This is a genomic window from Proteus vulgaris (assembly GCF_016239305.1).
Taxonomy (GTDB): domain Bacteria; phylum Pseudomonadota; class Gammaproteobacteria; order Enterobacterales; family Enterobacteriaceae; genus Proteus; species Proteus vulgaris_C.
On the sequence record NZ_JAEHOQ010000006.1, the window covers coordinates 190,999 to 204,671 of the forward strand.

Here is a 13,673-nt window from a genome sequence, read left to right on the forward strand (position 1 = left end):
GATAATACTAAGTGTAAAAAATATTCTGTTCGTTCTCTTTATCGAAGAGATGGCATTTATCCATATTAAAATGGAAGCTACAGTTTTTTGATTTATCTATTTCTATTTCTGGATTAGGACGTTTACAAATCACTTCATTATTTGCCAGGTGAAAATAAATAAACTCATCTGAACCCATAGCATCAACACGAAGAATTGAAGTTGATAAACAATTATTTTCAATTTTATCAATGACTTTAATATCTTCAGGCCTAATTCCTAAATAGATCTCTTTATTGAGATAGGCTTTTGCTTTTTCTTGTTTCTCTATAGGTAAAACGAAGATATTTCCATCACATTGAATGGCGAGTTGATTATGATGTTGAATAACCTGTCCTGATATAATATTCATTGGTGGAGAACCAATGAATTCAGCAACAAATTTATTTTTGGGATGGTGATAAACGTTTAAAGGATGATCAACTTGCATAATACGACCTTTACGTAAAATGCAAACACGTTCTCCCATTGTCATGGCTTCTATTTGATCATGGGTAACATAAATCATTGTTGCAGGTTTGCCGGCTTCACGGAGTTGTTGATGCAATTTACTTATTCGTAATCGCATAGACACTCTGAGCTTGGCATCAAGGTTTGAGAGTGGCTCGTCAAAAAGAAATACTGCAGGTTTTCTTACCATGGCTCGGCCTAATGCGACTCGCTGACACTGACCGCCAGACATTTCTTTAGGTTTTCTTTTTAAAAGTTCTGTTATTTCAAGTAGTTCCGCCGCTTCAGAAACTCGTTTAGTGATTTCTTCTTTTGATTTTTTAGAAACACGTAGACCAAAAGACATATTTTCATAAGCAGTCATGTGCGGGTAGAGTGCGTAGTTTTGAAAAACCATTGCAATCCCCCGATCTTTAGGGGGCATATCATTACAGATACTATCAGCAATACGCAGCTCTCCAGATGATATTGCTTCAAGCCCTGCGATCATTCTTAGCATGGTGGATTTTGCACAACCAGATGGGCCAACGATGACCATAAATTCACCGTCTTTGATATCCAAATTAATATCATGAAGTACATGCGTACCATTTGGATAGATTTTATTGACGTTGGTTAATGTGACGCCTGCCATCACTACACTCCGCATTTCATTGAAACGTTTCTATAGATTATGAATACTTAATAAATCCTGTCAACTGTAATTTATTTGATCGATTTAATTCGAGATCTTCATCACGTTAAGAGTGATGTTTTTGTATAATAGATTGAATATAATGAATTATTTTTTTATTTATTAATTTTGAGAGCTGAAATATATATAAAAATACACTACTCGTCACATTTTAAATAAATGATGACAAATTGACTTGACCAAGCGTCATTGGTGAGATGATTATAGAAACGTTTCTACGATTTGATAATGAGTTTCGCTTAGAAGGCAAAATGATATGACTAAGAATGGTTCGATGCTTCTCGCTTCCCTATTGCTGGCTTTTAGCACGCAATCTTTAGCCAATAATGTTGTTATTAATGAAATCAAAGTTGCTGAACATTTATACCCGGCGGGTTTTGAAGAAGAATTTCAAAATAATCTTAATTTTTTTCGCGATGGGGTTGGTGTTGATAAATATGTCAAAGTCCCTTATGACACCATAAGAATTGAAGGTAATACTGTCGTTCCTGGATATTATACGAATACGACAGAGATTGGCTTATATCTCAATGTGTTAACTCAGTCAGCTAAAGCTGGGAATAAAGATGCGATAGAGCGAATCAAAGAGACATTGACCACCATGGAACAAGCACCTAAATGGAAAGGTTTGTTTTATTGGCCTTATGATATTCGTGATAATAAATTAGTTAAAAATCCAGATGAAATTGTGCCTGCAGTAGATAATGGTAACTTTTCTTTTGCGTTGATGGCAGTGGCTGGGGCTTTCATGAACTCGCCAGATCCAGATAAACAAGAAATTGTAAAACGTATTCAAGCTATTCTTGATGGGCAAAGAGAAGGTTGGGTTGCGTTATATGATGAAAATAAAGGATTAATGTCGTCGGGTTGGTCAACAAAGAATAATGCATTTCTAGGTTATCATCTTGACAGAAAAGGAAATGAAAGTCGTGCGGCTGTTATTTGGGCTATTTTAGACACCAAAGATCTAGGTGCTAATGCTATTCCTGAAAGTGCATTCCATAAAATGGAACTCTATACTCAGCATTATAAAATTAACGATAAAATATATAATCCATTATTAACGTGGGATGGCGCCTATTTCCAAATGATGATGCCTCAAATTTGGTTAAATGAAAAAGAACTCATGCCAGATTATAAGATTGTTGAAGATCATACATTAATTCAAAAGATCTACGCGGCTAAACACGGTATTCCAATGGTTTCTTCATCAGCCCGAATTGATAATGGTTACCACTCTTTTGGTGTTCCGGCACTTTCAGAAAGTAAAGTTCGTTTTAATAATGTCATTGAGGATGGTAATACTGGTACACCTCATGCTATTGCGCTGTCTTATATTGTCGATCCTGAAGGTGCAATTAGCGCACTGAAAAAACTCAAACAAGTTTATCCTAATATTCAATCCCCATATGGATGGTATGACGCTGTTGATAATAAAGGCAATATGACTCAAAACATCTTATCACTGGATGTTGGTATGTTTGTTGCTGCGATTATGTCCAAAGAAATTAATGATGATGTTAAGACGTATTTAGAAAGTCAGGGACATCTCAAAGATTTAGAAACGTTATATCAAGGCTTTGTACCAAATAATTATAAAAATATAAATATCATTAACAGTTCTTCCATGCAGTAAAACACGCCATAACTTCCCTTAATTCTGTCTTATTATAAGAATAATTAGGGGGAGTTAGTTATGAATTGACAAGGATTACCAGAGCATGAAAAAGATCATTATTCCTGTTGCGCTGCTGATGGCATCAAATACAGCATTGGCAGAACAGCAAATAGAAAAACCGATCCTCAATAATCAAGAAAATACAACGAGTATTCGAAATTCAAACTTAGACTTATTTGGTGTTTCTCGTAGTTTTGGCGATATTATATTTGTTGATGATGATGCAACACGCCAAAATTCAGCGCCAAAAAGAACTCGTGTATTTACAGGATATGAATATGAGAATATTAAATTCTCAAAACACCCTGGACAATTATTAAGTACTTTTGTTATTGCTGATGGCTCTACTCGAATTACTGATAAATTAAGTATGGGTTACGTTATTCGTGAAACAACGATTTATGATACTGCTGATAATAATAAATATGTTGGTTCAGGAGGCAATCGTATTCGTCGTGATACGTTTACTGAAATTCAACTTTTACCTAAATATATAAATTGGGTTAATGAAAATTTCAGTTATGGTGTAGAGCTAGGTTATGAACATATTGGTGATGCCAAAGATTCTGCTGAAAAACAGATGTATCACATCCGTCCTGAAATTAATCTAGGTTTTGGTCGTAACTTCTTGCATCTAAATACAGAAATAGGCTGGATTGATCGAGCAGATCGTGGTGCTTATATCGAAACAGAACCTTTATATCTTTATCGTTTAACCGATAATTTTAATATGGGAGCTAAAGTTTATTATCACGCAGAAGATAATGATTTTAGATGGCGTGAATCTGCTGTTCGTCCATTAGTACAATATCGATTTGCTAACAATACTTACCTTGAATTACGTTGGGAAATTGGCAGTATTCGTACTCATGATGGTAGTGGTTATAACTACAATAACTATGCACTGTATACCGAAATTCCATTTAACCAAACATTCTCTTTATTAGCTGATTTGCAATTTAAAGATCAAAAAGCACATAAAGGAAACGAATGGTCTTGGGGAGATAAAGAAGATATTTTCGCTAAGGTTGGCTTCGTTATTAATTTCTAATGAAGTAAAAATATTTTAATCAAACGATATCTTGATTTAGAGGTAAATGATGAAGAACCAAACTATGTGGCGTTTGTCTGCAATTGCTACAGCTCTTATTATCAGCGGTAATGCTTACGCGAATCAAACGTATCATTTTTCTGAAAAGCCAAATAATAGTGGCACAATTGAAGTTGTGACGGATAAGAATACGAATGAATTTCAATTGTCAGATTTAACGGCTAATGCAGAAGGTCACCCTGTTGATGCTGTTAATAGTGGTAAAATGATATTAACGGTAGCACCTACAACGGGTGATGCCAGAGCCAGTGGTGTGTTAGTTAAATCAGGAACATTTACCAATAAAAGTGGTGGTAGTGTTGTCGTTTCATCCACGAGCCAAAATGAACTGTCTGTGGCAAATGGGTTGCAAGCTTCGGATGCTTATTGGTCAACAATACGCAATCAAGGGCGTGTTGATGTAACAAGCAAGAGCTATCAAGGTGATGCTCAAGCAGTTGGGATTAATGCGGGGTTATCTTTTTCTGATAATCCATATGATCGTTATGGTGATCATATGGCATTAATTAATGAAGGTAAAATGACCGTTGTTGCCGACGCTAAAAAAAGTGCAACAGCACAAGGAATTTATACTAACTCGGCAAATGGATTGACTAATAATGGTGAATTAAACGTTCATGCACAAAGTGAACAAGGTATTGCGAATGCATCAGGCTTACATACCATTAAAGGCAATCCTAATGTTGCACCTGATCATAATAATCCCAGTAATCCAACCCATGTAATGACAAATAATAGCCAAATGAATGTTTCTGCATCAGGCAAAACATCAGTAGCAAGTGGTATATATACTGAAGGTGATAACGTTATTATTCGTAATAATGGCACTATTAATGTGGATGCCCAAGCTGAAAATAATGCAAAGGCTTATGGTATTAATGTTGTAAATGGTCATGCAGTCATTCAATCTCAAGGTCGTATTTTTGTTTCAACGTCTACTAACGGTAGTGAATACGCTTATGAAGTGATGGCTGATGGCTCTGTCGTGAATATAGAAAGCTACATGATGACGTTAGGTTCAGAAAATCCCTGGGCAGTAAGTAATGGAGGATCTATTGTTCTTGGTAATGGTAATAAAGGGGCGGATCTTATCTTTATGCCAGGGCAAAAAGAGGACGGATTTGAATATGGCAAAGGCTATGCTCTTGATTCTTTAGCTTATGATATCAGTAATAATCAATCAGCAACGGTAAACGGTGACATTAATACACTCTCTGGTATTAACCAAGACTTTAAAGTCATTCATACCAGTAATGGCAGTGGTGATTTAGGGGCCGCTGCATTAGTTTATGCCCCTAATGTTTCTCATGCTGGTGTTTCTGCTTTAGTACAGCGCTCTTCAATGACACAGGCCTCAAATATTATTTCTTCACGTTTAAATGAACAATTTATTCGAGAAGGGTGTAATGAAAAAATAGATGCAAATAACTGTATGTTTATTACGCCTTATGCTGGGGATTACCGTCGAGATCAAGTTTCATCCGGTTATAGCGGTCATCGTTATGGTGTGTTATTAGGCCAAGATCATCAGTTTGAAACCTTTAACCTTGGTTGGCATGGCGGATATGAAAAAGCAAAAACCAGCTTTAATGGTACTTCCGATGGGCGTAAAGAAGATGTAAATACCTTTATGTTAGGTATGCAAGGTGGAATGACATTTGAAAATGACATATTTGCAACAGCAACAACAACATGGTTTCGAAGCAAGACAGATTACACCGATAGCAACCACTATTCAGGTATAGGAAGTCAAAGTGCAGATTACGTTAGTAATGGCCTTTATACCGATATTTCAACAGGTAAAAGTTGGGATATAAACCGTAACTATAAAATCACACCAATGTTAGGGGTAACTCATATTTGGCAACAACGCGAAGGTTATACCGTATCTTCTCATAATGCTGATTATGATTTAATAGATACCCATTATAAAAACTATAATGGGCAAGCAGTGATGATCAATGCTAAGTTACGTTTTGATGGACGTTATCCGCTAACAAACGAAACATTACTTAAACCTTATTTAAATATAGGTATCCACCAAACAGTATATGGGGATGAAATTAAAATCGATCAGCAAGTCCCTAATGCTAATTCTGTTCGTGTGACAACGAAAGATAAATCAACGTCAGGTTCATTTGATGCAGGTATGTCGTTAGTCAGTGAGAATGGCTTTACTTCTGATGTTCGTATTAGTGGTGAGGCGAATTCGGATAGAACAGATTATACGGGATGGGTAAATATCGGTTACTCTTTCTAATTTAATGATGGTATTTCTATTAATGACTCCTCCTTTTAATAAAGTAGGGGGAGTCATTATAGAAAATGAATATTATTTACCTATTTTTTATTTTTATAAGAAATATAGCCATATATTCTTATTTAGATCGTAATAATGCATATCGATTTAATAGTTGTTTAAAATGATTGTCTATTTGTTGGTATTCATAGTCTGAAACTGCATTTTGTGTTGGTTGTTTTTCAAGTAAGCGTAGCTCTTCTTCTAAAGGTTTAGCTTGGTTGAAATGCTGACGAGCTTTGAAAATGATAGATTTTAATTCAGAGCCAGTAATGTAATTTTTAGGATTACCATCAAAGCTATCTAATCGTTGGCTTAATCCATCGAGTTCGGTCATACCTTTAGACCATTGATTGAGCTGTTCATCGGTGGTGGCATTTATTTTTAGATTGTTTTTCCAAAGCAGCGTAAATGATAAAAGCTCTGGATTATCCTCATACTGCTCATTCAAATAACTGATTACTTCAAGTCCATAACTCTGTGCCCATGTAGGAGAAAGTAATGCGAGTTCATCTAAACGCTGCTGTATCACGTCAATCTGCTCAGAATTGAGAGTCTTCATTATATTTTTACCATTTGCAGTTTGTTGTTCAATAAGAGAACCTGCATGGACATTAATGGTTGGAATATAAGGAAAAGCATCAGTGAGATTGTTATTTTTTAATTCAGACAACCAAAAATAAAATAGGATAACAAAAAATAAGCTACTGGTTAGTGCGCCAATTAAAATACCTTTCCATAATTCTTTGTGGTTATTTTTTTTTGCTGGCACTTGTAATGCAATCGATGGGGAGATGTAGGTTTTAGGTGGTATGGTATTTTCAGTTAAATGAGGGGATGTTGATAATTCTGAACCAGCAATTTGAGGTTGATTGTTTTCCTCTTTATTAATAATAGGCGATAAATCAGGAGAATAGAAATTATTATCTAATGTATCTGCATTTTCTAGTTGTCGTGCTTGAGTGATAATTAAATTTTGTAAGTAATCAAATTGGATAAGATGTTTAATTTCTAATAATTGAAGGTGATGATTAATATTTTTTAATAACTCTTCAATTTGATAAAGAGTGGGTAAGTCGGTATAAACAAATGTTGTTCCTCGAATACCTGAAATTAATTGTTGGCTTAATATAGAAAGAATATTAACACGAGTATGTGTTTGTACTGGCCATAATGTTTGCCAATATTGAGTTAATATTTTATGGGTTAGATAAAGTCCTTCATTTAAACCATCTAATCCAGACTGGTGCTGGCGACACAAAACAAACCAAGCTGCTGTTTGAAGATCAACACCATTTTGATTAAATAAAGAAATGCATAGTTCATGGACATATTGCCAATTAATATCAGGGCGTGCTGGATGAAAGCGTTTATCAAGTTCTTCTTTAATATTAAGAAATTGATTAAATACACGAGGATCACCTCCAATAGGAAGTGAGTCTAAGTAAGAGTTCATAGAAGCCTCAAGTTAATTTAAGGTCTAAATGCTATAAAATAAAACTAAATAAAGAAAAATATACTAAGAATGAAAGTTAATAAAAACAAACTTATGATAAGTTAAATTGCTTTTTTAAATGATGGAGAAATATTCGTCCATCAGGAGAAAACTCAGTACCATAACGTATAAGCCCTCTTTCATGTAATTCAATATCTAAAGAATAACATAATTTTCCAAATTCATTTTCAGGTAATATACCTAGAGTTACTGATTTTATTCTAGGTTCATACTTGAGTAATGTTTTTGATAATATTGCCATTACTTTATGTGAGCTTCCTGGTAATCCTTGAATAAGTTTGCTCATATCAGGTAAACCATAATCAGGCAGATGTTTTAATGTACCTGCTCGTGAATTTAATATTCGACGAATATTATCCATAACAGACAGAATAACTTGGTCTTCTTCGGAGATAGCATCAACAGGCAATCCCCCAGAAAAATACCCTGTTAGCATTTCATAAAGAGAGGGCTGTGGCATCGTTATTTTTTCTCCAAAGGTTGTAATGTCAGTGTACTTTCAGCAAGCTCAATTTTTCTTGCTTTATCTGGATCGAGTTCATTTTTAGGAATAACAATACGCCAGTTATTTTTAGTTTCATCAGGAGTGTGAAACATGACCGCGATTGCAACAAACTCTGTTTCTTTTTCCATTGGTATATCTAAAGAAATAGATTCTCCAGGGCGAATACGTAAGTCTTTTTGTACTAGTAATGAAGATTTTAAAATATCGTTATTTTGATTAAACAGTGAAAGGTAATCACTATCATTAAAGGTGTCGGCAGACTTTAGTTGGAATACTCTAACAATGACGGAAAGCGAAGAACCGTTATCGTCAGTATTAAGTGCTTCTCGTGCGGTAAAATCCAAATGCAACACTTTAATTTGCTTATAAAAAATAGATTTAGTTAGAGAAACAGTACCATCACTAATGGTTTGTGTTAGACCACACCCAGCAAGAGCCAAAACACTAATAAATAATAGTGCTAGTCGATAAGTATGAGAGAAAAATATTTGTGGTTTAGAATTGATAATTGCCATATTCATCACTTTTATAATGTTGAGAGCGGAGTGTTAGATATTGATAAAAACCGAGGCCGATGGTGATAAAAGGGTTGATTGGTGGTTTTTCAATAATGTTATGAGGTCGCATAACTGCAGTTCTACCCAGTTGTACACCTTGGCTTTTAGAGGTGCTAAGTGTTGCATCAGGTAATAAATCTCTTGGTAGTGTTAAACGTAGCCGTGCATTCACGCGTGAACCTAAATAAACACGAAGCAATGCCATAAAATCTTGATAAATACTGCCATCAGGTAACCAGCCTTTTGCCTCATCTTTATTTTCAGTATGCAACTTTATTAATACTTGGCTATTTACGTCTATCGCATAACTGCCTAAAACGGGTTTGTTTTCTAATGTAATAGGGGATGAACACGACATTGCGGTAGGATTATCTAGTGCTATTCTTCGTGGATCATGAGGAATAATATTAACCTTTGTCGATGGTGCTAATAATTTTACTAATGCACTAATTCCTTCCGCTGTGCGTGTAGGTAGACGTAATATTCCTAATAAAGCTAAAAAGCGAGATAGGGGAGATTGCACCTGATTAGCACAACCAGGAATACCTAAACCGATTAATCCATAAAGATATTGTGATGTCTTATCTGAGCCACCTTCACCAAAAGTCGCGGGATAAGAATATTTACGCCAAATCCGATAAAATTGTGTAGTAAGGCGGTGATTAAAAATGTCTAAAAAATCAGTTAGTGAATCTGTGCCATCTCGATATTGTGCAATATCATCGAGATAAGACGTAGGAAGAGGTGAGGTAATACCATAAAGCCCCAGAAAAGTAGTACGTAAGCTTGGTACTCTACTTTTACGATATTTATCAAGAGAATCGATCCCTTTGATTTCCGTCACTGGAAAGCCCATACCTCGATGAGGGCGAAAACGAATAGGGTCGTCTTTAGGATCATGAGAACAACCTAATTCATAGAACTTAGCATTGGATTTCTCAAGTAATTGGCAAAAGCGATAGAAATTTATATAAGGTAATTTTTCGCCTAACGCTTGAATTAGCGGGGTAGCTGTGGATTGTGGATCTCTTTCCATTGAATACGTTTTCCTGTTGGTAAGATAATCAGTGTTAATTGATTAAACAGATGAACATCAGCATAAAGTGCAAAAAAGCGATTAAGCATTTCACCAAACAAATGCATATCCCCTTCACCATTAAAACCATTACTGTCTAATGTCACTTCAATATCAATGCCTCGTTGTAAAAAACCTTTCTCAAAACGCTCAATTAAATGGTGTTCAACATGAATAATGGCATCGAGTTTTCGATGATTCATATCATCATCCCGCCAGTCATAGAGGGCGAGCGTGCCCCGAAGTACTTCGGCATTGTCCATCATATTAAGAAAACTTGAACCAAGGTGGCTGAGTACCCGCCAATGAAAGCGATCTTCTGAAGGGGGATAAAGCGGTAAAGTGGGTTTACATAAATTACGTACAGTTAATGGAATTTGTAAGGTTTGTTCTGTTCTATCAAGCAATGTGCTTTGTAGTGCTTTACGAGGTAATTGCCCATTAGTTCCAGTGAGTTGTAATGAAAGTGTTTCTGTTTCGGTAGCTAAATCAAGATCTTGTTTCTCACCACCCAAAATAAGCCAAGTATCATGAAGTCCCGCTACACCACGTTTAACACGGGTATGATAATAACGTTCGGGGGCATTATGGCGTAGCATACCACCACGATGACGAAAGCTAGTAAATGGCACATAAATAGCTTCATTTGTCCGTTGAGAACCATGTACGCTATCAACACTATAAATTTCAGTATGCCCATCTTGAATACGACGCGGGCGTAATAAATATTCGCTTTCCAATCCATTAACTGTGAGGGGATCTGCTTCTATATTGAAAAGATTAATAACAGGAACACAATGTAAACGGATATTTTCATCACTTAATGTGAGCGAGTTATCCCATAACGTATTTAGAACAATGTCTAACTCAAATTTTGATGTTTCTTCAGGAAAATGAATATCACCTAATCCATTAAGTGACACAAACATAAACTTTTCACGAAAAGAAAAATATTCCAGTAGCAATTGATATCCACTAAATGTGGTATCACCTTTAGGCCAAAGGGCATCCGTATCCTTAAATCCTCCCGGTGAAAAATAGAGAGGCACCGCTATTCTGTCTTTTGATTGAGGAAGTTTTAAATAGATTTTTGAAACTTGTTTAGTTAATGCTAAATGCAGTGCATTAGTTGTTGGAATATCACCAGATAAATAAAATGAAAGCTTATGAAAGTTAACTTCGGACCAGTTAATAATTTCACTGCATATAAATTTCAACCGAATAACTGAACGTCCATCAGGCTCGTTTGTTAAATTAACGGCCTCTATTCTTATTGGATTAAGCGTTAAATCTTGCGTTGTTCGATAGTGACAGATTGTTTTCTTCGGGCCTATAGGGCGAGAAAGCACCTCAAATTGCGCCGATATTTTATCTGTCATTTTCATTTTTTGAATATCTGGTGTTAATTCAATAATAGATAATGAAGGAATTGTTTGTAAATAATGAGGCCACAATAAACTAACAAGGCCTTCTGTTAATTCAGGTAAATCATCATCAATTTTTTGTCTTAATTGCCCCATTGAAAAGGCAAAACCTTCAAATAAGCGTTCAACAAAAGGATCGGGTGTACCTGCTTTATCTAAATCGAGCATTGCGGCTCTATCGGGGTGTGCTTGTGCAAACTCTTTTGCGGCTTCTTTAAGATAGCGCATTTCCGCATCAAAATAGCGAAGGGTTAAATCATCCATTAATTTGATACCTTGATTTTTTGAGTAAAATATTAAGAATATAAAATTGAAGAACGTACAGGATCGATAGCTGTCAATTCACTGAGTAACAGTTCCATTTGTTGTTCAATGCGGTTTTTATCTGAAGTATTACGTTGAATTTTGGCTCTATAAAGGTGAAGTTGTCGTGCTTTTACTTCAAAAACATAGTTAGGCTCCCATTGTGTTAATGGCATTGAAAGTGCTTTTTTATCGAGTTCTCGTAATAAATTTAATGCCAGATCTTGGCGAGCAAATTGTTCTGCTACTCTTGCCATAACGAGGTTTAATAGCCATTTTTGTCTTGGCGTGTTGATATCAGGACGATGTTGTAGCCATTTTAAGGCAATCTCAATGCCTTCATTATCTGCTTGAGTAATGGCTTCAGGCTCTAGTGCTAATATAGGCTCGTCTTCGGATTGGTGAGATGATGAACATGATAATCCCTGCATGGCATCAAAATTCTCTTCCATAACATGCTGTTTTATCCAACTTAAGGTTACTTCATCAGCAAAGGGGGTACCATCTTCCCATGACAGTTTTTCTAAATCAGGAAGGCGAGTAAGAAACTGTTTTAAATCGTTTTTTATAACATCAGACCATGCATTCCAAGGGGCAGGGGATTTGCTGAGTGCTTGATATAAATACCATTGCACATCTAACCAAAAATGGTTAACGCCTTCAGCAAAAAGCTTGTCAGCTTGTTCTGCAAGTTCACCCCAGCTTTGTTGTAAATAGAGGCGTTTAAGTTGTGCTCTTGCATCTGTTCTTGGGGGAGAAAGGCGAGTACAACCTTGTTGATCTTGTGGTGGAAGTTGATGAAGCGTATCCCATCTCACTACTTTCATTAATCTATGTCCTGCTAACCAACCATTAGGTTGATTACGTAAGTAGTTAGCAAGCATTTTTGATTGATCTAATAATTCACGACCTGATTGTATTGTCTCGATTGGCGTACTTTGTGAAATTGAAGGAGCAGATGAACTGTTGTAAGACGATTCAGTTCGGCTAATATTTTGTGGTATAACGCTGTTTGTACCACCAGATTGAGCAAGGCGTTTTTCGAGTGCTTGATGTAATCCCGTAAGTTGTGGTCTTTCAGCTTCATTCCATGTTTTAGTCTCAGTTTCAATGGTGACTAATAAGGCAATAATACGAGAAAACTCATTATGATCGACTTCGGGATAAAGCGATAAGCTATCTAAAACGCGTTGCCCTGATAACCACTCTAAGGCCGATTTTCTACTCGTGGCTCGGCTAGGTAACAACGTGTCATGATAGCGAATGAGTAACCCAGCCAGAAGCCCCAATGAATCCGCAAACCCATGTTCACCTTCTTTGTGTAAGCGTGCCCAAATATAGTAGGTAACAACGCGTACATCTTTACAAACATTGAGCAGTAAATTTTCAGCCAGTAAGCAAATTAATTCAGTATCAGCTCCGGATAGTTTATTGACTTCTTCTTTCATTCGCTCAAAGTCATCTTCATAGCTGGGATCTTCACCGATGGGGTGATTGGGTGTAATGGGTAATAACCAACGATCCCATAAGGTGATTTGTTGTTGAGCAAGTTGTTGCACTTTGTTTATATCATCAGCAAAGCATGATGAAATTAAGGTATCCAATAAGGACATAGTGAGCGTATTTCCTTTTGAGATAATAGGGAATGTGATTTTTATTTAATCCAAAAAGATCTTTTCAGGTAAAACGAAATTACGTAGTTGTAAAAGCGCGATTGGACCCTCGCCCATTTCGGTTCTTAAGGTGTAGTTTAAGGATTGCCCATTTAAGGTTTTCCAACTGACAGAATAACTGCTGGTACTCCCGGCATAAGGGGCGATATTGGCATCTTCCAATAAACGAATAATGCCCCAGACGCCACGATAATCACCATAAATACGTGTACCTGTATTGGTGGTGATCCAACTGAGTGATGCACCAGAGGCAACGGTATCTGCTGGCCAAACAAAGCGTTGCCATTGCGGTTGCTGGTTATCATAGATAAGAGACTGTCTATCAATCATTAAATGGGTTTGCATAATA

11 protein-coding genes are annotated in these 13,673 nt (G+C 36.1%); 3 read left to right on the forward strand and 8 right to left on the reverse strand.

Going from position 1 to position 13,673, the window contains the following annotated elements:
• Positions 1 to 7: 7 nt before the first annotated feature.
• Positions 8 to 1,123 (reverse strand): ABC transporter ATP-binding protein, encoded by a 1,116-nt coding sequence (locus tag JEP40_RS06565; protein WP_198622908.1) that lies wholly within the window; start codon positions 1,121 to 1,123, stop codon positions 8 to 10.
• 316 nt (positions 1,124 to 1,439) lie between these two features.
• Between JEP40_RS06565 and JEP40_RS06570 the strand changes: the two genes are divergently transcribed.
• From JEP40_RS06570 to JEP40_RS06580, 3 genes are all read left to right on the forward strand, one after another.
• Positions 1,440 to 2,819, forward strand: a complete 1,380-nt coding sequence (locus JEP40_RS06570) for a glucoamylase family protein (RefSeq protein WP_198622909.1) — start codon at positions 1,440 to 1,442, stop codon at positions 2,817 to 2,819.
• Positions 2,820 to 2,904: 85 nt separating this feature from the next.
• Positions 2,905 to 3,912: a transporter gene (locus JEP40_RS06575; RefSeq protein ID WP_198622910.1), complete on the forward strand. Its 1,008-nt coding sequence runs from the start codon at positions 2,905 to 2,907 to the stop codon at positions 3,910 to 3,912.
• 49 nt (positions 3,913 to 3,961) lie between these two features.
• Positions 3,962 to 6,232, forward strand: a complete 2,271-nt coding sequence (locus JEP40_RS06580) for an autotransporter domain-containing protein (protein WP_198622911.1) — start codon at positions 3,962 to 3,964, stop codon at positions 6,230 to 6,232.
• Positions 6,233 to 6,350: 118 nt separating this feature from the next.
• Here the strand turns inward: JEP40_RS06580 and JEP40_RS06585 are convergent, their stop codons facing one another.
• From JEP40_RS06585 to JEP40_RS06615, 7 genes are all read right to left on the reverse strand, one after another.
• Positions 6,351 to 7,727 (reverse strand): VasL domain-containing protein, encoded by a 1,377-nt coding sequence (locus JEP40_RS06585; RefSeq protein WP_198622912.1) that lies wholly within the window; start codon positions 7,725 to 7,727, stop codon positions 6,351 to 6,353.
• Positions 7,728 to 7,818: 91 nt separating this feature from the next.
• Entirely contained in the window at positions 7,819 to 8,247 is a 429-nt protein-coding gene (tssE, locus tag JEP40_RS06590; RefSeq protein WP_109410184.1) for a type VI secretion system baseplate subunit TssE, read from the reverse strand.
• Positions 8,248 to 8,249: 2 nt separating this feature from the next.
• Positions 8,250 to 8,807, reverse strand: a complete 558-nt coding sequence (tssJ, locus tag JEP40_RS06595) for a type VI secretion system lipoprotein TssJ (protein WP_232799180.1) — start codon at positions 8,805 to 8,807, stop codon at positions 8,250 to 8,252.
• On the reverse strand, positions 8,788 to 9,885 hold the full coding sequence (tssG, locus tag JEP40_RS06600) for a type VI secretion system baseplate subunit TssG (RefSeq protein ID WP_198622914.1): 1,098 nt from the start codon (positions 9,883 to 9,885) through the stop codon (positions 8,788 to 8,790). The genes tssJ and tssG overlap by 20 nt, the downstream gene beginning before the upstream one ends.
• Complete coding sequence (gene tssF, locus JEP40_RS06605) at positions 9,849 to 11,612, reverse strand: type VI secretion system baseplate subunit TssF (RefSeq protein ID WP_198622915.1); 1,764 nt, start codon at positions 11,610 to 11,612, stop codon at positions 9,849 to 9,851. Before tssF ends, tssG begins: the two co-directional genes overlap by 37 nt.
• Before the next feature lie 32 nt (positions 11,613 to 11,644).
• A complete protein-coding gene (tssA, locus tag JEP40_RS06610; RefSeq protein WP_198622916.1) occupies positions 11,645 to 13,264 on the reverse strand; it encodes a type VI secretion system protein TssA in 1,620 nt (539 codons plus the stop codon).
• 45 nt (positions 13,265 to 13,309) lie between these two features.
• Positions 13,310 to 13,673, reverse strand: a 364-nt coding sequence (locus tag JEP40_RS06615; protein ID WP_332873059.1) for a type VI secretion IcmF C-terminal domain-containing protein, incomplete at its 5' end; no start/stop codon positions are given.

What these genes read in the sequence shown, in the direction of transcription:
- JEP40_RS06565 (WP_198622908.1), bottom strand. Translation starts at nt 1,123, where the DNA reads ATGGCAGGCGTCACATTAACCAACGTCAATAAAATCTATCCAAATGGT.
- JEP40_RS06570 (WP_198622909.1), top strand. Translation starts at nt 1,440, where the DNA reads ATGACTAAGAATGGTTCGATGCTTCTCGCTTCCCTATTGCTGGCTTTT.
- JEP40_RS06575 (WP_198622910.1), top strand. Translation starts at nt 2,905, where the DNA reads ATGAAAAAGATCATTATTCCTGTTGCGCTGCTGATGGCATCAAATACA.
- JEP40_RS06580 (WP_198622911.1), top strand. Translation starts at nt 3,962, where the DNA reads ATGAAGAACCAAACTATGTGGCGTTTGTCTGCAATTGCTACAGCTCTT.
- JEP40_RS06585 (WP_198622912.1), bottom strand. Translation starts at nt 7,727, where the DNA reads ATGAACTCTTACTTAGACTCACTTCCTATTGGAGGTGATCCTCGTGTA.
- tssE (WP_109410184.1), bottom strand. Translation starts at nt 8,247, where the DNA reads ATGCCACAGCCCTCTCTTTATGAAATGCTAACAGGGTATTTTTCTGGG.
- tssJ (WP_232799180.1), bottom strand. Translation starts at nt 8,807, where the DNA reads ATGGCAATTATCAATTCTAAACCACAAATATTTTTCTCTCATACTTAT.
- tssG (WP_198622914.1), bottom strand. Translation starts at nt 9,885, where the DNA reads ATGGAAAGAGATCCACAATCCACAGCTACCCCGCTAATTCAAGCGTTA.
- tssF (WP_198622915.1), bottom strand. Translation starts at nt 11,612, where the DNA reads ATGGATGATTTAACCCTTCGCTATTTTGATGCGGAAATGCGCTATCTT.
- tssA (WP_198622916.1), bottom strand. Translation starts at nt 13,264, where the DNA reads ATGTCCTTATTGGATACCTTAATTTCATCATGCTTTGCTGATGATATA.